Source organism: Halomonas sp. B23F22_20, from assembly GCF_043496985.1.
Taxonomy (GTDB): Bacteria; Pseudomonadota; Gammaproteobacteria; order Pseudomonadales; family Halomonadaceae; genus Halomonas.
Window position 1 is genome coordinate 101,967 of the sequence record NZ_JBIEKH010000003.1, and the last position, 23,056, is coordinate 125,022.

The window sequence follows — 23,056 nt, forward strand, 5'->3', positions numbered from 1 at the left end:
AGCGTGGAATGGAGTCGCGCCCCGCTCACGGCGGGGCGGCTATAGTGACTCGCAATCCGCAACCACCGGGAGGGCAGGGCGTCCTCCCGGGTCGCCCGGCCCCGCGGGGCCACTCCCGACAAGGCACACAAGAGAGGGAAACGCATGCAACCGAAAGCACTCGCCATGGCCGTCACCGGCGCCGCCGCCGGCCTGATGCTGGTCTCGGGCGCCGCCCAGGCTCAGGACACCTTCGAGTGGAAGATGGTCACCTCCTGGCCGAAGAACTTCCCCGGCGTCGGCCAGGGTCCGGAACGCCTGTCCGAGCTGGTCGAGCAGATGTCCGACGGCCGGCTGACCATCGAGGTGTTCGGTGCCGGCCAGCTGGTACCCGGCTTCGAGGTGTTCGACGCCGTCGCCGAGGGCACCGCCGAGCTGGGCCATTCCGCTTCCTACTACTGGAAAGGCAAGGCGCCGGCGGCCCAGTTCTTCGCCGCCGTGCCGTTCGGCATGAACGCCCAGGAGATGAACGCCTGGCTACACTACGGCGGCGGCCTGGAGCTGTGGAACGAGCTCTATGACGACTTCGGGGTCGGCGTCATGGCCGCCGGTGCCTCAGGCGTGCAGATGGGCGGCTGGTACAACAAGGAGATCACCTCCGTCGACGACCTGGACGGCCTCAAGATGCGCATGCCGGGGCTTGGCGGCGAGGTCATGAGCCGCATGGGCGTGGCTATCGTCAACATGCCGGGCGGCGAGATCTTCACCTCCCTCCAATCCGGCGCCATCGACGCCACCGAGTGGATCGGCCCCTACAACGACCTGGCCTTCGGCCTGCATCAGGCCGCGGACTACTACTACTATCCCGGCTGGCACGAGCCGACGGTGATGTTCGAAGCCATCGTCAACGACGAGGCCATGGCCTCGCTGCCGGACGATCTCCAGGCGATCCTGCGCACCGCGATCCGCGACGTGAACCAGGACGTGCTGGACGAATACACCGCGCGTAACAACGACGCCCTCGAGACCCTGGTCAACGAGCATGACGTCGAGCTGCGCCGACTGCCGGACGACGTGCTGGCCCAGGCCAAGGAGCATTCCGCGGACGTGGTCGCCGAACTCGCCGAGTCCAGCGAGATGGCAGGCAAGATCTACGAGTCCTACAGCGCCTTCCAGGAGAAGGTGGTGAATTACCACGCCATCTCCGAGCAGGCCTACTACAACGCCCGCAATCCGGAGGGCGACACCACCTCCGCCGAGTAAGCCAGCAGGCCCCATCGCAGGGAAGAACAGGGTCGCCTTCGGGCGGCCCTTTTGCGTCAAGGGCGGCGGGTTAGCCGCAGTAGGACGCCAGCCAGGCCTCGGCCATCGCCAGCACCACGGCATAGCGCCCGCCCTTGGCGACCAGGATCCACAGCGCAGCCCGCCACCAAGGCAGCCGGAAGATTCCCGCCAGCACGGTGAGCGGGTCGCCGATCACCGGCGTCCAGGCCAGCAGTAGACTGGCCTCGCCGCCACGGCGATACCAACGTTCCGCCCGCGCCAGCGCGGTGGACGAGACCGGAAACCAGCGCCGATCCCGGTAGTGCAGGGCATATCGCCCCAGCCCCACATTAACCAGGCTGCCCAGCACGTTGCCTGCGGTGGCCACCGCCCACAGCGCCAGCGGCGCGCCACCCTGGCACCACTGTCGGGCCAACCAGGCCTCCGAGCCACCGGGCAGCAGGGTGGCGCTGGCCAGGGCGATCATAAAGAGGCTCAGCATGGCCGTCGAGCGCCCCCCTGGCGTATGCTAGTCGCCGGATTCACGCCACAAGACGACAACATCATGTCTCCCATCCCCCATACCCTGACCATCGCCGGCTCCGACCCCTCGGGCGGCGCGGGTTTGCAGGGCGATCTCAAGACCCTCTCGGCGCTGGGCACCTACGCCACCAACGTGATCACCGCGGTGATCGCCCAGAACACCCGCGGCGTAGCGGCCGTGCACCCGGTACCGGCGGCGGTGATCGGCGAGCAGCTCGAGAACCTGCTCGACGACGTGCGCATCGATGCGGTGAAGATCGGCATGGTCGCCGACCGCGCGGTCGCCGAGACCCTGGCCGAGACGCTCGAGCGGCGCCGACCGCGCTGGATCGTACTCGACCCGGTGATGGTGGCCAAGAGCGGCGACGTGCTGGTCGACGCCCCGGGCATCGCCGCGGTGCGCGACATCCTGGTCCCGCTGGCCGACGTCATCACGCCCAACCTGCCCGAGGCGGCGGTACTGCTCGAGGCAGAGGCGCCGCGCAGCCCGGACGCCATGGAGGCCATGCTGCCCGGCCTCCAGGCCCTGAAAGCCCCCTATGTGCTGCTCAAGGGCGGCCACCTGAGCGGCGAATCCTGCCCCGACCTGCTGGCCACCCCCGAGGGCAGCCAGTGGCTGCCGGCGCCGCGCATCGCCACCGACAACCTCCACGGCACCGGCTGCGCGCTGTCTTCGGCCATCGCCGCCCACCTCGCTCACCTGCCCCCCGATGCCACGGGCCCAGCCATCGTCGAGGCCATCGGCGAGGCCAAGCGCTGGCTGCACGCCGCCCTGGACGCCAGCCACCGGCTGGCAGTGGGCCACGGCCGCGGTCCGGTGCATCACTTCCACGCCTTGTGGTAGCGAGATCTGCTTGCAGGGGAAGCCGGGGGCGCCCATCCTGAAACGGTCATCTTCCGGCCGTACGAGGGTTGTGCCATGTCCCGCACCCTGCTGTTCGCCTGTGACCTCTCCGCCGAGAACCGCGCCGCCTTCGCCCGCGCCATTCGGCTGGCGAACGAGACTGGCGCCCGGCTCGACATCGTCCACGTGCTCGACCCCTACCTGCCTCGGCGGGTCCTTCACGACCTGGAGGAGGCCGTGGTGGCGGACATCGCCGCCACCCTGACCGATATCCGCGAGGACTACGCCCTGTCGGAGCCGGCCAGCCTGATCCAGACGGTGGCCGGTTCGCCCTATGCCGAGATCATTCGCGAGGCCCACGAGCGCGAGGCCGACATGATCGTCCTCGGCGCTCACCGCAAGCGCGGCCAACCGGACCTGGTCGGCGGCACTACCCTGGCGCGGGTGCTGCGCAGCGCGCCCTGCCCGGTACTCTCGGTAAGCCATCCCGCCACCCAGGCCTGGCACGACATCCTGGTACCGGTGGATTTCTCGCTGACCTGCCGCCACACCCTGCGCGAGACCCTCAAACGCTTCCCCGAGGGCCGGCTCACCCTGCTGCACGCCTGGAACATCCCCGGCGAACGCGAGCTGGGCTCCGACAGCGACTATGCCCGCTGGCGGGACCAGGAGGTGGCCAAGCTGCGCCGCCACCTGGAGCAGGAGACCGAGCAGCTGATGAGCGAGCTGGATGATGTCCCCGAGCTGGAGCTCGAACTCGAGCAGGGCGACCCCCTGGAGGTGCTGATGACGCGCCTGCGCCGCCAGCCGCCCGACCTGCTGGCGCTGGGCAGCCGCGGCCAGCTGGGCCGCCAGAGCCAGATCACCGAGCGCCTGCTGGCCGAGCCACACTGCGACATCATGCTGTGTCGAGCCTGGTAGCGCCACACCCTATACAGAACCTTTACATAACGACGATGTCGGCATAGGTAAGTGCATCCGCCAAGGAGACCGCCCATGCCGACTCGACATCTCCCCCTCGCCGCCCTGCTACTGACCTTGACCCTCGGCGCCACGCCCGCCGTCGCCGAGGTCTCGGTCAAGGGGGCCCGCTTCGCCGCGACCCAGGAGGTCAACGGACGCCCCTTCCAACTGATCGGCCACGGGCTGTTCCGCTACATGATCTGGGACGCCTACGCCGGCGCCTACTACCAGGCCAGGGGCTATCCGCGGCCCGCGCCGCAGTCGGCCAACGTCCCCCGGCGCCTGGAGCTCGAGTACTTCCACGCCATAGAGGCCGACGACTTCGCCGAGGTCACCCGCGACACCCTGCGCGAGCAGCTCGGCGCGGCCGAGTTCCAGGCACTGGAGCCGGCGCTGTCGGCCTTCAACGCTCGTTACCGGGACGTTTCACCGGGCGATCGCTACGCGTTGACCTGGAACGACGAGACCCTGCGCCTGTCGCTCAACGGCGACCCGCTCTACGAAGGAGCGGAGCCGGCGCTGGCCGACGCCCTGTTCGGCATCTGGCTCGGTGAGGCGCCGCTGGGCGAGGACTTCCGGGATGACCTGCTGGGGCGCTGAAGCCGGGCGTGCTAGGCTGCCGGCTTTTGCCAGCCGCCGAGGGCGGAAAGAGAGGGAAAGTGCCATGAAAGCCCTGATCCAGCGCGTTCGCCATGCCAGCGTGACGGTCGACGACCGCGAGACCGGCGCCATCGACCACGGCCTGCTGGCGCTGGTCGGCGTCGAAAAGGAGGACGACGAGCAGCAGGCCGAGCGGCTGTTGCACAAGCTGCTGCACTATCGCGTGTTCTCCGATGCGCAAGGCAAGATGAACCTCAACCTTCAGCAGGCCGAAGGAGGTCTGCTGCTGGTCTCCCAGTTCACCCTGGCCGCCGATACCCGCAAGGGCCTGCGCCCGAGCTTCTCCAGCGCCGCGCCGCCGGCCGAGGGCGAACGACTCTTCGCCTACCTGGTCGAGCGGGCCAGCGCCGCCTGGCCGCGGGTCGCCACCGGCGAGTTCGGCGCCGACATGCAGGTAGCCCTGGTCAACGACGGCCCGGTAACCTTCCTGCTGGAGAGCCGTTAGCCCCGCCGGCCCGGGCGCCAACGCCCCCCTCCTTTGGTCTTAGTCTCAGAATTTGGAAATATTTTGCGCATAGTGGACAATGCCCGCCTCAAGTTGTGTACAAAAACAAGCGGTGATTGTCCCCTATGCCTAACCACACCACCTCGGTCTTCGAGTTCCAGGGGCGCCCGCCCCTGACCCGGGCCCTGCCGCTCTCCCTCCAGCACATCCTGGCCATGATCATGGGCACGGTGACGGTGCCGATCATCGTCGCCGGCGCCGTCGGAGCGAGCCTCGCCGACACCCTGCTACTGATCCAGATATCGCTGCTCGCTTCAGGCCTCTCCACGCTGCTCCAGCTGTATGGCGTGCATCGCTTCGGCGCGCGTCTGCCGGCGATCTTCGGCGTGGGCTTCGCCTACGTGCCGACCCTGTCCGCAGTGGGCGCCCAGTACGGCATCGAGGGCATTCTCGGCGCCCAGGTAATCGGCGGGCTGGCGATGATTCTGGTGGGGCTGGGCATCCAGCGCATCCGCCACTTCTTCCCGCCGGTGGTCGCCGGGACCGTGGTGCTGGTGATCGGCCTGTCGCTCTACGACATCGGCGTCAATTACATGGGCGGCGGCATCGACCAGCCGGGATACGGCGAGCCGCGCCAGTGGCTGCTGGCCATGGTGACCCTGGCCGTGGTGCTGGTGCTGTCCCAGTTCGGGCGCGGCTTCCTGAAGCTCGCCGCGATCATCTGCGGCATCCTGGTCGGTTATGGCCTGGCGCTGGCGATGGGCATGGTGGACTTCGCGCCGGTGCGCGAGGCGGCCTGGTTCAGCCCGCCGCGGCTGCTGCCCTTCGAGCTGGAATTTCCCCCGGCCGCCATCGTCTCGCTGGTGATCATCTGCGTGATCAACTCGGTGCAGACCATCGGCGATCTCTCGGCCACCACCGTGGGCGGCCTGGACCGCGAGCTGGGGCGCAAGGAGCTCGCCGGCGGGCTGCTGGGCAACGGCCTGTGCACCACTCTGGGCTCGCTGTTCGGGGCCTTGCCCACCGCCTCCTACAGCCAGAACGTGGGCATCGTGGCGATGACCAAGGTGGTCAGCCGCACCGTGCTGGCGCTGGCGGCAGGCTTCATGCTACTGGCCGGGCTGATGCCCAAGGTCGGCGCGCTGATGACCACTATCCCTTACCCGGTGCTCGGCGGCGCCACCATCACGGTGTTCGGCATGATCACCATGACCGGAATCCAGCTGCTGACCCGCGACGAGCTGTCATCGCGCAACATTACCATCGCCAGCCTGGCGCTGGCCCTGAGCCTGGGGCTCTACGCCGCGCCGGAGGCCATCGCCGGCTTTCCGGAGCTGGTGCGCCTGATCATCGGCGGCTCGCCGATCGTCGTCGCCGCCCTGGTCGCGGTCGGCCTCAACCTGGCTCTGCCCCGCAAGAGCCTCGCCGATGAGCGTCGCGAACGCGAGGCGATCGCCGCCAGGATGCAGGAGGAGAGCGACGGCGCCGCGCCGCTGGGGGAAGCCCGCACCTCTTCCTGATCCTCGATCAGCCGTCCTGGAGTTCGGCCTGCAGCCGCTCCAGGGCCTCCTCCGCGGCCAGCCACTCCTGCTCCAGCTCGCCGAGCCGGGACGCCAGTTCGGCCTGATCGGCCAGCCGGGCGGTAAGCTCGTCCTTGCGCGCCTCGTCGGTGTAGAGCTCGGCATCGGCCAGTACCGCCTCCACCTTGGCGAGCGACACCTGCACCTTGTCCATCTCGCGCTCGGCGACGTCGCGCTCGCGCTTCAACGGACGCAGCTTGTCGCGCAGCTCGGCGGCGGCCCGGCGCGCGGCCTTGCGATCCTCCTTGGGCGTCTCGGCGGCCTCCTGGCGCTCGGCCTTGTCGGCCCGCGCCTCGCGACGCTCGTGCTCGAGCCGCGTGCGCAGCCAGGCCCGGTAGTCGTCCAGGTCGCCGTCGAAGGGCGTGACGCGGTGATCGGCGACTCGCCAGAACTCGTCCACGGTGGCCCTCAGCAGGTGGCGGTCGTGCGAGACCACGATCACCGTGCCCTCGAAGCTCGCCAGCGCCTCGGTAAGCGCTTCGCGCATCTCCAGGTCGAGGTGGTTGGTGGGTTCGTCGAGCAGCAGCAGGTTGGGCTTCTGCCAGGCCACCAAGGACAGTGCCAGACGCGCTTTCTCGCCGCCGGAGAAGCGTCCCACCTCGGCGAAGACGTCGTCGCCGTGGAAGCCGAAGCCCCCCAGGAACTTGCGGATATCCAGGTCGGCAGCCCGCGGCGAGAGCCGCTGGACGTGCAGGAAGGGCGTGGCCGAGAGATCGAGCCCTTCCAACTGGTGCTGGGCGAAGTAGCCGATGGCCAGGTGCTCGCCGGGCACCCGGCGCCCGCCGAGCAGTGGCAGCTCGCCGGTCAGCGACTTGATCAGCGTCGACTTGCCGGCGCCGTTGGGGCCCAGCAAGCCGATGCGCTGGCCCGGCTGAAGCGTCAGGTCGACGCCCTCGAGCTGGACGGCCTCGCCCTCCTCGCCGCGATAGCCGAGCCGCGCCTCGTCCAGCACCAGCAGCGGATGGGAGGTGCGGTCGGCGGACGGCAGGGTGAAGTGGAAAGGCGAGTCGACGTGGGCCACGGCGATCTCGCCCATGCGCTCGAGCATCTTCAGCCGGCTCTGGGCCTGGCGAGCCTTGGTGGCCTTGTAGCGAAAGCGCGCCACGAAGCGCTCGATCTCCTCCTTGCGCGCCTGCTGCTTGGCCGCCTCGGCCTGCTGCAGGGCCAGCTTCTCGGCGCGAGTGCGCTCGAAGGTCGTATAGTTCCCGCGATACAGCACCAGGGAGCGGCGATCGAAGTGCACGATGTGATCGCAGACGGCATCCAGGAAGTCGCGGTCGTGGGAGATCAACAGCAGGGTGCCCGGGTAGCGAGTCAGCCACTGCTCGAGCCACAGCAGCGCATCGAGGTCCAGGTGGTTGGTGGGCTCGTCGAGCAGCAGCAGGTCCGACGGCATGAACAGGGTGCGCGCCAGGTTGACGCGCATCCGCCAGCCGCCGGAGAAGTCCGACAGCGGTCGGGACAGGTCGGCCTGCTCGAAGCCCAGCCCGACCAGGAGCTGGGCGGCCCGGGCCGGGGCACTGTAGCCGTCGAGGGCCTCGATAGTGCCGTGCAGTTCCGCCTCGCGATGGGCCTCGCCGGCGGCCTGGGCCGCCTCGAGCGCCGCCTCGGCCTCGCGCAGGGACCGGTCGCCGTCCAGTACGTAGTCCTGGATGCTGCGTCCGAGCGCTTCGACCTCCTGGGCCATGTGGGCGATGCGCTGGCCGCCGCTCATCTCGAGCTCGCCGCGATCGGGGGCGAATTCGCCGCGCAGCAGGCCGAACAGGCTCGACTTGCCGGCCCCGTTGGGACCCACGATGCCCGCCTTGTGGCCAGCGTGCAGGGTCAGGTCGGCGTTCTCGAGCAGCGCTTGGGTGCCGCGTTGCAGGGAAACTTGGCGCAGTGCAATCATGAAGGCTCCACAGGAAGGCATAGGGCCGCCGCCGTGACGACAGCCGAATCATGAAGTCCGATTCTACCGAATTGCTGGCGACTCTGCGGGCACGGCTGGCGGCCGATCCGCTCTGGGACTTCGCCCTGGCCTTCTATGGCCGCCCCGGCGTGGAAGCCGCCTGCCTGCACCTGCAGGACGACGCCGGCGTCGACGTACTCGAGCTGCTGTGGCGGCTATGGCTGTTTCGCCATGGCCTGGCCGCCGGCGACTTTCCCGAGGCGATCAGGCAGTGGCAGGACGAGGTCACCGTCCCCTTGCGTCGGCTGCGCCGCCGCCTCAAGGCGGAAGCCGGCAAACGCGAGAGTGTCGCCGCATTGCGCCAGCGGCTCAAGGACGCCGAGCTTGCGGCCGAGCGCGAGGCCCTGGTCCGGCTGGAAGCCCTCAGTCTTGCCGGCAACGCCGTGCACTGCCTGCCCTCCCGGGAAGTCTCACTAGAAAATGTGCTGCCTTTTTGCACACGGCAACAGAAAAAATCACATCTGTCGGCGTTGAGAAGGTTAAAAGCCCAGCTTGACCCCTCCTAATCTGCCGGCTAGCCTGAATAAACACTGTAAAAACAAAACCTTCGTTTCGTCGCGCGAATCGTCCCGCTTTCGCCGACAATACCTGCAGAGGAAGCGTAATAATGAAGGCACACAAGCTGTTGACCACCGCCGGCATCGGCGCCCTGATGCTCGGCATGTCCACCGCCGCCTACTCGGACAACTGGCGTTACGCCCACGAGGAGTACGAGGGCGATGTACAGGACGTGTTTGCCCAGGAATTCAAGCGCTATGTGGAAGAAAACTCCGACCACAGCGTTCAGGTCTATCGCTTCGGTGAGCTCGGCGAGTCCGACGACATCATGGAGCAGACCCAGAACGGCATCCTGCAGTTCGTCAACCAGTCACCCGGCTTCACCGGCGCCCTGATCCCGGCGGCTCAGATCTTCTTCATTCCCTATCTGATGCCGACCGACATGGACACCGTGCTCGAGTTCTTCGACGAGAGCAAAGCCATCAACGAGATGTTCCCGGAGCTTTACGCCGAGCACGGCCTGAAGCTGCTGCAGATGTATCCAGAAGGCGAGATGGTGGTCACCGCCGACGAACCGATCACCGAGCCCGCGGACTTCGATAACAAGAAGATCCGCGTAATGACCAATCCGCTGCTCGCCGAGACCTACAACGCCTTCGGCGCTACCCCGACTCCGCTGCCCTGGGGCGAGGTCTACGGCGGCCTTCAGACCGGCATCATCGACGGCCAGGAGAACCCGATCTTCTGGATCGAGTCCGGCGGCCTCTATGAGGTCTCCCCGAACCTGACCTTCACCGGTCACGGCTGGTTCACCACCGCCATGATGGCCAACATGGACTTCTACGAAGGGCTGTCCGACGAGGATCAGCAGCTGGTGCAGGACGCCACCGACGCGGCCTATGACCATACCATCGAGCACATCCAAGGCCTGGCCGAGGAATCCCTGGCCAAGATCCAGGAAGCCTCCGACGAGGTCACCGTGACCCGCCTGACCGACGAGCAGATCGATGCCTTCAAGGAGCGCGCACCGCAGGTCGAGGAAGAGTTCCTCGAGATGACCGGCGAAGACGGTGCGGCACTGCTCGAGCAGTTCAAGGCCGACCTCGAGGCCGTGCAGCAAGAAGAAGGTTAAGCGCGATCCCACAGATCGTCGTGACGGGGGCAGCCTGGCTGCCCCCGATTTGTTTCCAACACCGGCGGCAACGTTCACCCAACGTTGACCCGGCAGGTGCTCGGCATGGCGACGAGCCATTACGCTGCTCGACAGGGACGTCGCTTCGTCGCCATATCCGCTGAAAGGGAGTAAGCCCATGACTGAAGAAGATTCCGAAAAGCACTATCGCTCGGGCCTGCCAGGCTTTCTCGGCGTCATCGACACCTTCATCAGCAAGGTCGAGTCGGTCATCCTGGCCGTCGGCGTGCTGCTGATGGCCTTCAACACCATCGCCAACGTCATCGGTCGCTTCGCCCTTGGCGAAAGCATCTTCTTCTCCGGTGAGGTCAACCGCATCCTGATCATCATGATCACCTTCGCCGGTATCGGCTATGCGGCGCGTCACGGTCGCCACATCCGCATGTCGGCGATCTACGATGCCCTGCCGGTCGGCGGTCGCCGCGCCTTGATGATCACGATCTCGCTGTTCACCTCCCTGGTGATGTTCTTCCTGCTCTACTATTCGGTGCTTTATATTCTCGATCTCTACGACAAGGGACGCATCCTGCCGGCATTGGGCTTTCCCATCTTCATCATCTACATCTGGGTTCCGCTTGGCTTTCTGATCACCGGCATCCAGTACCTGCTCACCGCCATCAAGAACATGACGTCGCGGGACGTCTACCTGTCGACCTCGGTGCTCGACGGCTACAAGGATACGGAAACGGAAGTCTGACGCAGGGCATTGCCCGGGGGAAAGCAAGATGACGACAATAATGGTAGTAACCATGATCGCCCTGCTATTGCTGGGCTTTCCGATGATGATCCCGCTGATCACCGCGGCGGTCATAGGCTTCTTCATGATGTTCAACGGCCTGGGTCAGATGGAGACCCTGATCCAGCAGATGATGGCGGGCATCCGACCGGCCTCGCTGATCGCCGTACCGATGTTCATCCTCGCCGCCGACATCATGACCCGCGGTCAGTCGGCGGAGCGCCTGATCAATATGGTGATGTCCTTCATCGGCCACGTGAAGGGCGGGCTGGCGGTCAGCACCGCCGCCTCCTGTACTCTCTTCGGGGCCGTCTCTGGCTCCACTCAGGCCACCGTGGTGGCGGTAGGCTCGCCGCTGCGTCCGCGCATGCTCAAGGCCGGCTACTCGGACTCCTTTACCCTGGCGCTGATCATCAACTCCAGCGATATCGCCTTCTTGATCCCGCCCAGCATCGGCATGATCATCTATGGGGTCATCTCCGGCACCTCCATCGGCGAGCTGTTCATCGCCGGCATCGGTCCCGGCTTGCTGATCCTGTGCATGTTCTCCCTCTACTGCGTGGCCTATGCCGTAATCCGCAAGGTGCCCACCGAACCCAAGGCCAGCTGGGGCGAGCGCTTCGGCGCGGTGCGCATGGCACTATGGCCGCTGGGCTTTCCGGTGATCATCGTCGGTGGCATCTACGGCGGCATCTTCAGCCCCACCGAGGCCGCCGCAGCCTGCGTGCTGTACGCCATCCTGCTCGAGTTCGTGGTCTTCCGCTCGCTGAAGGTCAACGACATCTACGCCATCGCCAAGTCCACCGGCCTAATCACCGCGGTGGTGTTCATCCTGGTGGCGGTGGGCAACGGCTTCTCCTGGATCATCTCCTTCGCCCAGATCCCCCAGGCGATCCTCGAGGCCGTGGGCATCAACGAGGCCGGCCCCACCGGGGTGCTGATCGCGATCTGCATCGCCTTCTTCGTGGCCTGCATGTTCGTCGACCCCATCGTGGTCATCCTGGTGCTGACGCCGATATTCGCGCCGGCCATCGAAGCCACCGGTCTTGACCCGGTACTGGTCGGGATCCTGATCACCCTGCAGGTCGCCATCGGTTCGGCGACGCCGCCCTTCGGCTGTGACATCTTCACCGCTATCGCGATCTTCAAGCGGCCCTATCTGGACGTGATCAAGGGCACCCCGCCGTTCGTGTTCCTGCTGATCCTCGCCGCCGCCCTGCTGATCATGTTCCCGCAGATCGCCCTGTTCCTGCGCGACGTGGCCTTCAGCGGCTGACCCTGACACCTAGAGGAGAGGTCATGATGTTCAAACGGATCATGGTGCCGGTGGATGGTTCCAAGGGCGCGATCAAGGCATTGGACAAGGCCATTGCCCTCCAGCAGCTCACCGGCGCCGAACTGTATATTCTGTGCGTGTTCAAGCATCACAGCCTGCTCGAGGCCTCGCTGTCCATGGTCCGGCCCGAGAAGCTCGACATCCCCGACGATGCTCTCAAGGAGTATGCTTCCGAGGTCGCCGTGCAGGCCAAGGCCCATGCCGCAGAACTCGGCGTGCCTGCAGACAAGGTGCGCGCCTTCGTCAAGGGCGGACGCCCCTCGCGGACCATCGTCCGTTTCGCCCGCAAGCGTGACTGCGACCTGATCGTGATCGGCGCCCAGGGCACCAACGGCGACAAGGGCCTGCTGTTGGGCAGCGTCTCCCAGCGTGTGGCGGGATCGGCTCACTGCCCGACACTGGTCGTCTGAGCCCACACTTCCCTCTTTTCTCTTCCCCCAGCCGGGTCGGCTCCGCCTCATCGTGACGGGTGCGGAACCGACCCGGCCCTGTTAGAGTCCCAAGGACTCCATCCACTTTGGCGCCAAGACGCCAGAACACAAGGCATTTTCATGAAGAGACTGCTGACCACTGCATCCCTGACGGCTCTGCTGACCGCCGCGCCGCTGGCCCTCGCCGCGCCCGAGACCGACGCAGAGAAACTCGGCTACAGCCTCGGCGCGACGCTGGGCAAGAGCATCCAGCAGGACGTCGAGGATCTCGACGTCGACGCCTTCACCCAAGCCGTCCAGGACGTCTTCGCCGGCGAGGAGCTGGAGATGACCGACGAGGAAATGGCCTCGACCATGCAAGCCTTCCAGCAGCAGGCCATGGAAAAGCAGGCCGCCGAGGCCGAGAAGCGCGCCGAGGCCAACCAGGCCGAAGGCGAGGCCTACCGGGCCGAGAACGCCGAGCAGGACGGCGTGACCGTCACCGATTCCGGCCTGCAGTATCGCGAGCTCGAATCCGGCGACGGCGCCACTCCGGGCGCCGAGGACACCGTCGAGGTCAACTACGAAGGCAAGCTGATCGACGGCACCGTGTTCGATAGCTCCTACGAGCGCGGCGAGCCGGTCAGCTTCCGGGTCGGCCAGGTCATCGAAGGCTGGCAGGAAGCCCTGCAGCTGATGAGCGTCGGCGACACCTGGGAAGTCGTGATCCCCGCCGATCTGGCCTATGGCGCCCGCGGCCAGGGCCCGATCGGTCCCAACGAGACCCTGGTGTTCAAGGTCGAACTGCTCGACGTCACCCCCGCCGACGAGGCACAAGGCGACAACGGGGAAGGGTGATCCAACGCGCATGACGCTCAAGACCGCGTTGCTGGCGGCCGGCCTCTGCCTGGGGCCGGCCGCCGCGCTTCAGGCGCAGGAAACGCCGGGCACGCTGCCCGCCCTGGCTGCCAGTCGCGAGGCGGCGAGCGTGATCGGCGTCTCCTCCGGCGGCTACATGGCCGCCCAACTGGCCGTGGCCTGGCCCTCGCGCTTCGCGGGGCTGGGCGTGGTGGCCGCCGGCCCCTGGGGCTGTGCCCAAGGAAAGCTTGGCCTGGCACTCGGCCAGTGCATGTTCACCCGCCTGGGCCCACCGGACCTGGATGCCATCGAAGCCCGTCACGAGGGCTACCAGGCACGCGACCTGGCCGGCCCGGACGGGGCCCTGGCCAGGCTGCGCGCCTTCGTCTGGCATGGCGGCAGCGACCGCATCGTCGACCCGACGCTGAGCGACGCCCTGATCGAGCAATTGAACGGCTGGCTGGCCTCGCCCGACGAGCAGCTGCGTGTCGTGCGTGACGGGCACGCCGCCCACGGCTGGCCGGTGGGCGCCGACACCCGGGCACCGACGGCCGCCCTGGCCGACTGTGAGAAGGGCGGCGGTGGCCACCTGCTGGCCTGCGACCGCGACCTCGCCACCGAGGCCATGACCTGGCTGCACGGCGGCCCTGAGAGCGAGTCCGACGTGACGGCCGGCCGGCTGGTACGCTTCGACCAGTCGGCACAGGACGCCCGAGGGCTGGCCGACGCCGGCTATGTGTTCATTCCCGAGGCTTGCCAGGCCGGCGGCTGTCCGGTCACCATCGCCCTGCACGGCTGCGAGATGAGCGCCGCCGCGGGCGACGAGCGCTTCGTTCGCTACAGCGGCCTCAACGCCCGGGCCGCCGACAAGCGGAGAATCGTGCTCTACCCTCAGGCGGAGCCGAGCCTGGCCAACCCAAAAGGTTGCTGGGACTGGTGGGGCTTTGCCGAGAGCGCCTGGCAACTGGACCCACTGCACGACTCCCGCGACGGCAGCCAGGTCGAAGCCCTGATGTCCATGCTCGACCGCCTCCAGGCCGCCCCCGACAGCGACTGAGGCCCCAGGCCTACCACCCATCGAGGAGGAAACGTCATGGAAGGCGTCGCGGGGGCCCTCGGTCCACTATTCCTGCTGATCCTGCTGGGCGCGATCCTGGGCCGCGGCCCTTGGCCGGGCGGCGACTTCTGGCCGCGCCTGGAAGGGCTGATCTACTACCTGCTGTTTCCCGCCATGCTCCTGGCCACCCTGGCCGAAGCCGACATTCAAGCCGTACCGGTCACGCGGCTCGCTCTCGCGCTTCTCGGCGCCATGCTGGTGCTGGGTGCCGGACTCTGGGCGCTGCGCCATCGCCTGGGCCTGGACACGCCAGCCTTCACCTCGGTGTTCCAGGGAGCCCTGAGATTCAACACCTATGTCGGCGTGGCCGGTGCCGCCGCCCTGCATGGCCCAGCCGGCGCCACCGTGGCGGCAGTAGCCGTCGCCCTGATGGTACCGGTCGTCAACGTACTGTGCGTGCTGACGTTCCTGGCCGCCGGCACTCTCGGCGCGGGCGGCATGGGGAAAAGCCTCGCCGCACTGGCCCGCAATCCGCTGATTCTGGCCTGCCTGGCCGGGATCGCCCTCAACCTTTCGGGCCTCGGCCTACCCGGCTGGAGCCGCGAGGCGGTGGGCCTGCTAGGCCGAGCGGCCCTGCCACTGGGCCTGGTCGCGGTGGGCGTCGCTTTGCGTCCGCAGGCCCTGCTGCGCCGCGATGCCGGCGTCTGGGCAGCCAACCTGATCAAGCTGGCCGTGTTGCCGGCGCTGGTGCTGGGCATCGCACTACTGCTCGGCCTGGACCCGATCAGCCGCGACGTGGCGCTGCTTTTCGCCGCCCTGCCCACCGCCACGTCGGCCTATATCCTGGCGCGCCAGCTAGGCGGCGATGCCGAACTGATGGCCGCCCTGATCACCGGCCAGACGCTGTTCGCCATGCTCAGCCTCCCCCTGTGGCTACGCCTGGCCGCCTGACTAAATAAAAAATATTCTCGTTTTCATTGACAGTCCGCCGCCGCCTGACTTACCTTGAGGCCATGGCGCGGATGAGGCGCCATGGCCCAAGGGAGCCGACCCAGTCTCCTGCGGGAATTCTCCTCCTCATTGCTAGTCACGGTCTCTTGCCGCCCCACCTGGGGCGGCTTTTTCGTTACGGGGAAGCCGTTGCGAGAACGCCACGGCATAAATAAAAAAAATTCTCGTTTGTATTGACCAATGAGATGAGAATGATTTACCTTACCTGCATGGCGTTGATGAGGCGCCATCCCGGACGGGGCCCAGCCAGTGCCTCGCGCCGGTTTCTCCTTCTCATTGCTAGTCACGGTCTCTTGCCGCCCCGCCCAGGGCGGCTTTCTTTTGCGATACCCTCAGGGGAGTGCCTCGGCCGCCGACATGGCGGCCTTTTTTTATTCACTCGCGCTGGCCCAGCCGCGCCTTGATCAGCGTGCCCAGCGCCTCCACGGCCGGCCAGGAGGCCGCGGTCACCCGGCGTCCATAGTGCAGCTCGGCCTGACAGCCGGGCAGCGGCGATAGCCCGTCGGCCTCGCCGAGTTCACGCATGGCCGGCGTCAACCGATCGCGCTCGAGAATGCTCACCGCCAGGCCGGCCTCCACCGCGGTCTCCACCGCGTGAATGCTGGTGCTGGTGAACACCGCGTGCCAGGACCGTCCACTGCCCTCCAGGGTCTCGACACCCAGCTGTCGATAGGGGCAGTCCACCGGGTGCAGCGCCAGCGGCAGCGGGGCATCCGGCGTCAGCGCCAGCTCACGGGCACCGGCCCATACCGGCATGGTCCGCCACAGCGGCTCACCGCCGACCAGCCGGTGGGGGCGATCCAGGGCCACGATCAGCGACAGCTCGCCACGCTCCAGACGCCTGGCCAGCTCACCGCTGGTGGCGGTCACCGCCTCCAGCACCACGTCGGGATGCCGGGCCAGGAAATCCGGCAGCAGGCGACCCACCAGTCGGCTGGCATAGTCCTCCGGCATGCCGAAGCGTACCCGCCCCGTCAGGCCTCGACCGCTGATACGTGCCACCAGGCCATCGTGGTGGCGCAGCAGCTCCCGTGCCTCTCCGAGCAGCGCCTCGCCGCTGGCGGTCAGCGTCATGCCGCGGGCGCCGCGCACCAGCAGCCGGCTCTCCAGACGCGCCTCGAGGCGCTTGATCTGCATGCTCAGGGCACTGACGGTGCGATGACGCTCCGCCGCCGCCGCGGCCAACGACCCCAGACGAGCCACCGCCACGAAACTGCGCAGGGCCTCCAGATCCAGGGCTTGCGGTGAGACTTCAGCCATATTGAACTCTCGATGAAAAAAGTTTCGATTCTCTGAAGACGTTATCCGGTCCAGACTCGCTCCCGCAAGCTCGAAGGAGGAGGCAACCCCATGCTGGCGATACCACAAATTCGACTCCCGCGCTTCCGGCAGCCTCGATACCTGGCCGTCCTCGGCGTCGCGCTGGGCTTCGTGGTGTGCTGGAGCAGCGGCTTCGTGGGCAGCCGGCTAGCCCTGGCCGTCGACACGCCCACGCTGTCGCTGTACGCCTGGCGCTTCGCCCTGGCCACCCTGCTGGCCGGCGCGTGGGCCCTTGCCGCGACCGGTCGACGGAACGGGGGGGGCTGGCGCCCCCGGGCCCTGGGCTTCGAGGCACTGGTCGGCAGCCTCACGGTGGGCGGCTACCTGCTGGCCATGTTACTGGCGATAGAGAGCGGGGTAAGCGCCGGAGTGGCAGCGCTGATCGGCGCCCTGCAGCCGTTGGCAGCAACGCTGCTGGCCGGAGGACTGCTCGGTGAGCGTCCGCGGCCGGTGCAGTGGCTGGGGCTAGCCGCGGCGACCCTAGGAGCGGGACTGAGCGTGGTGGATGACCTGCAAGGTCTCGGCAGCGCAGCACTCTGGGCCTACGGATTGCCGCTGCTGGCGGTGGCCGCGGTCAGCCTGGGCAGCGTATTGAGCGCCGGGCGACCGGCAAGCCTGCCCATGTCGGTGCGACTGACCGCCCAACTGGCGGCGGCCACCGCGGTCTTCGGAGTGGCTGCCCTGTGGCGCGGCGACGGGTTGCCGGCCCCGCGGCCGTCCGTGGAGACGCTCACCGTGCTGGCCTGGCTGATCGTGCTCGCCACCTTCGGCGGCTACGGCTTCTTCAACGCCAGCCTGCAGCGCTTCGGGGTGAGCCAGAGTGCGGCCCTGGTCGCCCTGACGCCGGCCGCAACGCTCGCCGCCACGGCCCTGATGTTCGGCGAGTGGCCAGGCGCACTGGGTATCGTCGGCATGGCCATGGGCCTGCTCGGAGCGGGAGCGGCCCTGGCGAGCGGCCGCCGGCACGGCCGGGGTGCCGGCGGTCATGTCGCTACTGCCAGCCCGACGGTGCGGCGCAAGCCGCGGCGCGTGGTCAGGCCGAGCGCCCCGACGACACGCCGGGGCTGAACGCCGGTCGGGAAAGTCAGTCGACGCGACGGAAGATCAGGTCCCACACGCCGTGGCCAAGCTTCTCGCCGCGCTTCTCGAACTTGGTCAACGGGCGAAATTCGGGACGCGGCACGTAGGGCGCGGTGTCAGCGGCGGCGGTGTTCTCGTAACCCGGGGCCTCGGCCATCACCTCGGCCATCCACTCGGCGTAGGCCTCCCAGTCGGTGGCCATGTGCAGCGTGCCACCGGGCGCGAGACGGGTACGCACCAGTTCGACGAAGGCCGGCTGGACGATGCGCCGCTTGTGGTGCTTCTTCTTCGGCCAGGGGTCGGGAAAGAACAGCTGCAGGGTCGCGAGACTGCCCGCCGGCAGGCACTGCTCGAGCACCGCCAAAGCGTCCTCACGATAGACCCGCAGGTTGGTCAGGCCGCGCTTGTCGGCCTCGTCGAGCAGCTTGCCGACGCCGGGGGCATGCACTTCGATGCCGATGAAGTCGGTATCCGGATGGGTTTCGGCCTGCTCGATCAGCGAGGCGCCCATGCCGAAGCCAATCTCCACCACTACCGGCGCACGGCGCCCGAACAGCGCCTCCAGATCCTGGCGGCCGTCGGCGAGCGTCAACCCCAGCCGCGGCCAGACCTCCTCGAGGCCGCGGGTCTGGGCGGCGGTCATGCGCCCGGCACGCAGCACGTAGCTCTTGATGCCACGGCGATGCAGCGGGGCGTCGGGACTCTCGGGACCGGTGGTCGAGGAGGTGTCGGGGCTCTGTTCGTCGTTCATGCGCGGCGTCGAAACTCGTGAAGGTCGAAACTCAGGAAGAAAGAGGCATCAGGCGTTGATGCGCCCGGCCAGCGGCGAGGACGGATCGGCGCCCTGGCGGCGCGGCATGCGCCCGGCGAGGAAGGCCTCACGGCCGGCCTGGACGGCTTGCTTCATGGCACCGGCCATCAACACCGGCTGGCGGGCATGGGCGATGGCCGAGTTCATCAGCACGCCGTCACAGCCCAGCTCCATGGCCAGGGCAGCCTCGGAAGCGGTGCCGATGCCGGCGTCCACCAGCACCGGCACGCCGGCCTGCTCGATGATCAGGCGGATGTTGTGCGGGTTCTGGATGCCATGACCGGAGCCGATCAGCGAGCCCAGCGGCATCACCGCGCAGCAGCCGATCCGCTCCAGCTCACGCGCGACGATGGGGTCGTCGCTGGTGTAAACCATGACGTCGAAGCCGTCGTCGACCAGGGTCTCGGCGGCGGCCAGGGTCTCCACGACGTTGGGATAGAGGGTGGTGTCATCGCCCAGTACCTCGAGCTTGACCAGGTTGTGGCCATCGAGTAGCTCGCGGGCCAAACGGCAAGTGCGCACCGCATCCTGGGCCGTGTAGCAGCCGGCGGTATTGGGCAGCAGGGTGTAGCGATCCGGCGAGACCACGTCGAGCAGGTTGGGCGCCGAGGCGTCCTGCCCCAGATTGGTACGCCGCACGGCGAAGGTCACCACCTCGGCCCCGCTGGCGGCGATGGCCTCACCCGTCTCGTCGAAGTCGCGGTACTTGCCGGTCCCCACCAGCAGGCGCGAGGCGAATTCGCGGCCGGCGACGCGCAGCGGCGCATCCTGGAAGAAGTCAGTCATCTTGTTGTGCTCCTGTGCAAGGGTCTCAGCAGCCGGCGGTTCAGCCGCCGCCGATGGCATGGACGATCTCCACCCGGTCACCGTCGGCCAGGCGCGTCTCGCCGTGGGCGCTCCTGGGCACGATCTCCTCGTTGACCTCCACGGCAATGCGCCGTCCGGCCAGGCCAAGGGTCTCGACCAGTTGGGCCACCGAGGCCTCGGCCTCCAGGTGGCGGGACTCGCCATTGAGCTGGATCTGCATGGCATCCTCCGGGGCTGCGATTTCGCGGGCCCATATTGTAGCGCCTCGAGGCCCGCCCGGGTACGGTAAGCGCGTGAGACGACCGGAGAGACGCAATGCGGGATCGAGGCTGGTGGCTGGTGGTGGCGCTGTGCGGCGCCCTGATGGTGATGGCCGGGGCCTTCGGCGCCCACGCCTTGAACGGAACGCTGTCCGCGCGGCTGATGGTGGTCTACGAAACCGCTGTGCGCTACCAGGCCTGGCACACGCTGGCGATGCTCGGCGTGCTCGCCTGGCGCGCCAGCCAGCCACTGTCCGGCCAGCGCCTGACCCTGAGCCTGTGGCTGGCCGGTACGGGACTGTTTTCAGGCTCGCTGTATGCCCTGGCACTCACCGGCGTGAAGGTGCTGGGGGCGATCACGCCGCTCGGCGGCGGGCTGCTGATCGGCGGCTGGCTGGCACTGGCCGCCACTGCCTGGCGGCATCAATCAGCGTCCGGCAACACATAGGTGGCCGTGACCAGCGCCACCGGCTCCTCCTCGCCGTCGGAGAAGAGCTGCACCTCACCCACCGCCAGCCGCCGCCCCAGCTTCAGCAATCGGGCATTGGCGATGAGGTCACGATCGCCCCTCGGACGGCGCAGGAAGCGGCAGTGCAGATCGCTGGTGACCGCCATCGGCTCGGGGCCGATCTGGGCCAGTATCGCCACATAGAGGCAAACGTCCGCGAGTCCCATCAGGGTCGGTCCGGAGACGCTGGCCCCGGGGCGCAAGTGCTCGTCTTCGATGGCCAGGCTCATGGTGGCGCGGCAGTCGCCGACGCCTTCGATGGTACCGGCACGCTGGGGAAACACCTCGTCGAGGAATTCCTCGATGGCGGCGGCAGTCATCACGGTCATGGGCGCACTCCCTGCGGCGAGTCGACGATGGCCCCAAGATAGCCCAGGCCAACGCCCGCGCACAGTCGGCGCGAGCCACGAGCCACGAGCCACGAGCCACGAGCCACGAGCCACGAGCCACGAGCCACGAGCCACGAGCCACGAGCCACGAGCCTCAGTCTAAGCCCCTACCTCGGGCTCATCGAAGCCCGGGGCATAAGCCCGCAGCCCGCAGCCCGCAGCCCGCAGCCCGCAGCCCGCAGCCCGCAGCCCGCAGCCCGCAGCCCGCAGCCCGCAGCCCGCAGCCCGCAGCCCGCAGCCGATTATCCCGCCTTGTGCACGGCGCGCCAGTGATGCAGCAGCGGCTCGGTGTATCCGGAGGGCTGCTCGAGGCCCTTGAAGATCAGGTCCGAGGCGGCCTGGAAGGCATTCGAGGCAGCGAAGTCGGCGCTCATCGGCCGATAGGCCGGATCGCCGGCGTTCTGGTCGTCAACCACCTTGGCCATGCGCTCCAGGGTCGCTCGCACGCGATCGGCATCCACCACGCCATGATGCAGCCAGTTGGCCACGTGTTGGCTGGAGATACGCAGGGTAGCGCGGTCTTCCATCAGGCCCACGTCGTGGATGTCCGGCACCTTGGAGCAGCCGACGCCGTGCTCGACCCAGCGCACCACGTAGCCGAGGATGCCCTGGCAATTGTTGTCCAGCTCCTGCTGGATGTCCTCGTCGCTCCAGGTCGGGGACTCGGCCACCGGCACGCTGAGCAGGTCATCCAGAAAGTCCGGTTCACCCTGGGCCTCCAGCTCACGCTGCACGTCGGTCACGCTGACCTGGTGGTAGTGTAGGGCGTGCAGGGTGGCGGCGGTCGGTGACGGCACCCAGGCGGTGTTGGCACCGGCCTTAGGATGGCCGATCTTCTGCTCGAGCATGGCCGCCATCAGGTCCGGCATGGCCCACATGCCCTTGCCGATCTGGGCGTGGCCCCGCAGCCCGCAGGCCAGGCCGGTCTGGACGTTGTTGCGCTCGTAGGCGCCGATCCAGGCGGCGTGTTTCATGTCGCCCTTGCGCACCATGGGACCGGCCTGCATCGCGGTGTGCATCTCGTCGCCGGTGCGGTCGAGGAAGCCGGTGTTGATGAACACCACCCGGGAGGTAGCCTCGTTGATGCAGGCCTTGAGGTTGACGGAGGTGCGGCGCTCTTCGTCCATGATGCCCATCTTGAGGGTATCGCGCTCGAGGCCCAGCAGGTCTTCGACGCGCCCGAACAGCTCGTTGGCAAAGGCCACTTCCGCCGGGCCGTGCATCTTGGGCTTGACGATGTACACCGAGCCCTCGCGGGAGTTGCGTGCCTCGTCGGTGCCCTTCTGCAGATCGCGGATGGCGATCAGGCTGGTGACGATGCCGTCGAGAATCCCCTCCGGCAGCTCGTTGCCCTCGGCATCCAGCACCGCCGGGGTGGTCATCAAGTGGCCGACGTTGCGAACGAACAGCAGCGAGCGTCCGGGCAGCGTGACCTCGCCGCCATCCGGCGTGGTCCAGGTACGATCCGCCGCCAGCCTGCGAGTGAAGCTCTTGCCGCCCTTTTCGATCTGCTCTTCGAGGTCGCCCTTCATCAGGCCCAGCCAGTTGGCGTAGACGCCGACCTTGTCCTCGGCATCCACCGCTGCCACGGAGTCCTCGCAGTCCATGATCGAGGTCAGCGCGGCCTCGACGATCACGTCCTTGACCCCGGCCGGGTCGGTCTTGCCGATCGGGTGGCCGGCATCGATCTGGATCTCCAGATGCAGGTCATGGTTGACCAGCAGCACCGAAGAGGGAGCCGCCGCGTCGCCAAGGTAGCCGACCAGCTTGCCTGGCTCCTTGAGGCCGGTTTCACGTCCGCCCTCCAGGGTCACCACCAGGTGGCCGTCACGCAGCGCGTACTTGACCGCCTCGCGATGGGAGCCGGTGGCGAGCGGTGCGGCACGATCGAGCACGCCCCGGGCGTAGGCGATGACCTTCTCGGCGCGCTTGGGGTTGAAGCTATCGCCCTTCTCTGCGCCGTCTTCTTCGCCGATGGCATCGGTACCATAGAGGGCATCATAGAGGCTGCCCCAGCGAGCATTGGCGGCATTCAGCGCATAGCGGGCGTTGTTCACCGGCACCACCAGCTGCGGACCGGCCTGCACGGCGATCTCGCGATCGACGTTGACGGTCGTGACGGCCACCTCGGCGGGCGCCGGCTGCAGGTAACCGACACGCTCGAGGAAGCCGCGATAGGCCGCCATGTCGCGCACCGGGCCGCTGTTTTCGCGGTGCCAGCCATCGAGCTCGGCCTGCAGACGGTCGCGCTCGGCGAGCAGATCGCGGTTCTTCGGTGTCAGATCATGAAAGAGGGCGTCGACGCCGGCCCAGAAGGCCTCGGGATCGATGCCGGAACCCGGCAAGGCCTGCTCGTTGATGAACCGGTCCAGCTCGGCGGCCACCTGCAGGCGGTGGCGGGTGATGCGTTGGGTCATGGGTCGTTCTCCTATGCAGGGCGTTTCGGCGCTCCCCTGGCACCGAACAGCCGGACAGGGAAAGGTGACTGCGTAATGACAATTTTGTGGAAAATACTTCCACATGTAAACCCAAAGCCTGCGAACAACCCCGCAGAC

General features: G+C 67.6%; 24 protein-coding genes. 16 read left to right on the top strand and 8 right to left on the bottom strand.

The window, feature by feature from the left end; all coding sequences use genetic code 11:
- The first annotated feature begins 144 nt into the window (after positions 1 to 144).
- Positions 145 to 1,242 carry a TRAP transporter substrate-binding protein gene (locus ACGTN6_RS02850; protein WP_394589714.1) on the top strand — a complete coding sequence of 366 codons (1,098 nt, stop codon included), beginning with the start codon at positions 145 to 147 and terminating at the stop codon, positions 1,240 to 1,242.
- Between the two features lie 70 nt (positions 1,243 to 1,312).
- Here ACGTN6_RS02850 and ACGTN6_RS02855 read toward each other — a convergent pair whose 3' ends face one another.
- Positions 1,313 to 1,744 carry a YqaA family protein gene (locus ACGTN6_RS02855; protein WP_394589715.1) on the bottom strand — a complete coding sequence of 144 codons (432 nt, stop codon included), beginning with the start codon at positions 1,742 to 1,744 and terminating at the stop codon, positions 1,313 to 1,315.
- Between the two features lie 63 nt (positions 1,745 to 1,807).
- Between ACGTN6_RS02855 and thiD the strand changes: the two genes are divergently transcribed.
- The 5 genes from thiD (at position 1,808) to ACGTN6_RS02880 (ending at position 6,217) form a co-directional block, all read left to right on the top strand.
- Positions 1,808 to 2,629, top strand: coding sequence for a bifunctional hydroxymethylpyrimidine kinase/phosphomethylpyrimidine kinase (gene thiD, locus ACGTN6_RS02860; protein WP_394589716.1), 822 nt, complete (start codon positions 1,808 to 1,810; stop codon positions 2,627 to 2,629).
- A 75-nt stretch (positions 2,630 to 2,704) separates the two neighbouring features.
- On the top strand, positions 2,705 to 3,550 hold the full coding sequence (locus ACGTN6_RS02865) for a universal stress protein (RefSeq protein ID WP_394589717.1): 846 nt from the start codon (positions 2,705 to 2,707) through the stop codon (positions 3,548 to 3,550).
- Positions 3,551 to 3,625: 75 nt separating this feature from the next.
- A complete protein-coding gene (locus tag ACGTN6_RS02870) occupies positions 3,626 to 4,192 on the top strand; it encodes a chalcone isomerase family protein (protein WP_394589718.1) in 567 nt (188 codons plus the stop codon).
- 64 nt (positions 4,193 to 4,256) lie between these two features.
- A complete protein-coding gene (dtd, locus tag ACGTN6_RS02875; RefSeq protein ID WP_394589719.1) occupies positions 4,257 to 4,697 on the top strand; it encodes a D-aminoacyl-tRNA deacylase in 441 nt (146 codons plus the stop codon).
- Between the two features lie 125 nt (positions 4,698 to 4,822).
- Complete coding sequence (locus ACGTN6_RS02880) at positions 4,823 to 6,217, top strand: uracil-xanthine permease family protein (protein ID WP_394589721.1); 1,395 nt, start codon at positions 4,823 to 4,825, stop codon at positions 6,215 to 6,217.
- Between the two features lie 7 nt (positions 6,218 to 6,224).
- Here ACGTN6_RS02880 and ACGTN6_RS02885 read toward each other — a convergent pair whose 3' ends face one another.
- The gene (locus ACGTN6_RS02885) at positions 6,225 to 8,168 is read right to left on the bottom strand and encodes an ABC-F family ATP-binding cassette domain-containing protein (protein WP_394589722.1); all 1,944 of its coding nucleotides are present in this window, start codon (positions 8,166 to 8,168) and stop codon (positions 6,225 to 6,227) included.
- A gap of 50 nt (positions 8,169 to 8,218) precedes the next feature.
- On the opposite strand from ACGTN6_RS02885, the gene ACGTN6_RS02890 reads away from it, so the two are divergent.
- The 8 genes from ACGTN6_RS02890 (at position 8,219) to ACGTN6_RS02925 (ending at position 15,266) form a co-directional block, all read left to right on the top strand.
- Entirely contained in the window at positions 8,219 to 8,734 is a 516-nt protein-coding gene (locus ACGTN6_RS02890) for a TIGR02444 family protein (protein ID WP_394589723.1), read from the top strand.
- Between the two features lie 101 nt (positions 8,735 to 8,835).
- Positions 8,836 to 9,858 (top strand): TRAP transporter substrate-binding protein, encoded by a 1,023-nt coding sequence (locus ACGTN6_RS02895; protein ID WP_394589724.1) that lies wholly within the window; start codon positions 8,836 to 8,838, stop codon positions 9,856 to 9,858.
- A 178-nt stretch (positions 9,859 to 10,036) separates the two neighbouring features.
- Positions 10,037 to 10,615 carry a TRAP transporter small permease gene (locus ACGTN6_RS02900; protein WP_394589725.1) on the top strand — a complete coding sequence of 193 codons (579 nt, stop codon included), beginning with the start codon at positions 10,037 to 10,039 and terminating at the stop codon, positions 10,613 to 10,615.
- Positions 10,616 to 10,643: 28 nt separating this feature from the next.
- Positions 10,644 to 11,930, top strand: coding sequence for a TRAP transporter large permease (locus ACGTN6_RS02905; protein WP_394589726.1), 1,287 nt, complete (start codon positions 10,644 to 10,646; stop codon positions 11,928 to 11,930).
- 26 nt (positions 11,931 to 11,956) lie between these two features.
- Positions 11,957 to 12,400 carry a universal stress protein gene (locus tag ACGTN6_RS02910; protein ID WP_394589884.1) on the top strand — a complete coding sequence of 148 codons (444 nt, stop codon included), beginning with the start codon at positions 11,957 to 11,959 and terminating at the stop codon, positions 12,398 to 12,400.
- A gap of 141 nt (positions 12,401 to 12,541) precedes the next feature.
- Positions 12,542 to 13,258 carry an FKBP-type peptidyl-prolyl cis-trans isomerase gene (locus ACGTN6_RS02915; RefSeq protein WP_394589727.1) on the top strand — a complete coding sequence of 239 codons (717 nt, stop codon included), beginning with the start codon at positions 12,542 to 12,544 and terminating at the stop codon, positions 13,256 to 13,258.
- A 10-nt stretch (positions 13,259 to 13,268) separates the two neighbouring features.
- Positions 13,269 to 14,315 carry an alpha/beta hydrolase family protein gene (locus tag ACGTN6_RS02920; RefSeq protein ID WP_394589728.1) on the top strand — a complete coding sequence of 349 codons (1,047 nt, stop codon included), beginning with the start codon at positions 13,269 to 13,271 and terminating at the stop codon, positions 14,313 to 14,315.
- Positions 14,316 to 14,351: 36 nt separating this feature from the next.
- Complete coding sequence (locus ACGTN6_RS02925) at positions 14,352 to 15,266, top strand: AEC family transporter (protein WP_394589729.1); 915 nt, start codon at positions 14,352 to 14,354, stop codon at positions 15,264 to 15,266.
- A gap of 435 nt (positions 15,267 to 15,701) precedes the next feature.
- Here the strand turns inward: ACGTN6_RS02925 and ACGTN6_RS02930 are convergent, their stop codons facing one another.
- Complete coding sequence (locus ACGTN6_RS02930) at positions 15,702 to 16,586, bottom strand: LysR substrate-binding domain-containing protein (protein WP_394589730.1); 885 nt, start codon at positions 16,584 to 16,586, stop codon at positions 15,702 to 15,704.
- 90 nt (positions 16,587 to 16,676) lie between these two features.
- Here ACGTN6_RS02930 and ACGTN6_RS02935 point away from each other — a divergent pair, with 90 nt between their 5' ends.
- Positions 16,677 to 17,714: a DMT family transporter gene (locus ACGTN6_RS02935; RefSeq protein ID WP_394589731.1), complete on the top strand. Its 1,038-nt coding sequence runs from the start codon at positions 16,677 to 16,679 to the stop codon at positions 17,712 to 17,714.
- 16 nt (positions 17,715 to 17,730) lie between these two features.
- On the opposite strand, the gene trmB is transcribed toward ACGTN6_RS02935, so the two are convergent.
- The 3 genes from trmB to thiS are packed head-to-tail and all read right to left on the bottom strand — an operon-like array spanning position 17,731 to position 19,564.
- Entirely contained in the window at positions 17,731 to 18,477 is a 747-nt protein-coding gene (gene trmB / locus ACGTN6_RS02940) for a tRNA (guanosine(46)-N7)-methyltransferase TrmB (RefSeq protein ID WP_394589732.1), read from the bottom strand.
- Positions 18,478 to 18,525: 48 nt separating this feature from the next.
- On the bottom strand, positions 18,526 to 19,323 hold the full coding sequence (locus ACGTN6_RS02945) for a thiazole synthase (RefSeq protein WP_394589733.1): 798 nt from the start codon (positions 19,321 to 19,323) through the stop codon (positions 18,526 to 18,528).
- A 40-nt stretch (positions 19,324 to 19,363) separates the two neighbouring features.
- A complete protein-coding gene (gene thiS / locus ACGTN6_RS02950; protein ID WP_183387749.1) occupies positions 19,364 to 19,564 on the bottom strand; it encodes a sulfur carrier protein ThiS in 201 nt (66 codons plus the stop codon).
- Positions 19,565 to 19,659: 95 nt separating this feature from the next.
- Between thiS and ACGTN6_RS02955 the strand changes: the two genes are divergently transcribed.
- Entirely contained in the window at positions 19,660 to 20,052 is a 393-nt protein-coding gene (locus tag ACGTN6_RS02955; protein WP_394589734.1) for a DUF423 domain-containing protein, read from the top strand.
- Here ACGTN6_RS02955 and ACGTN6_RS02960 read toward each other — a convergent pair.
- Both ACGTN6_RS02960 and ACGTN6_RS02965 read right to left on the bottom strand, forming a co-directional pair.
- Positions 20,028 to 20,441, bottom strand: coding sequence for a PaaI family thioesterase (locus ACGTN6_RS02960; protein ID WP_183387751.1), 414 nt, complete (start codon positions 20,439 to 20,441; stop codon positions 20,028 to 20,030). The genes ACGTN6_RS02955 and ACGTN6_RS02960 overlap by 25 nt on opposite strands.
- Before the next feature lie 302 nt (positions 20,442 to 20,743).
- Positions 20,744 to 22,918 (bottom strand): malate synthase G, encoded by a 2,175-nt coding sequence (locus ACGTN6_RS02965; RefSeq protein WP_394589735.1) that lies wholly within the window; start codon positions 22,916 to 22,918, stop codon positions 20,744 to 20,746.
- Positions 22,919 to 23,056 lie beyond the last annotated feature (138 nt).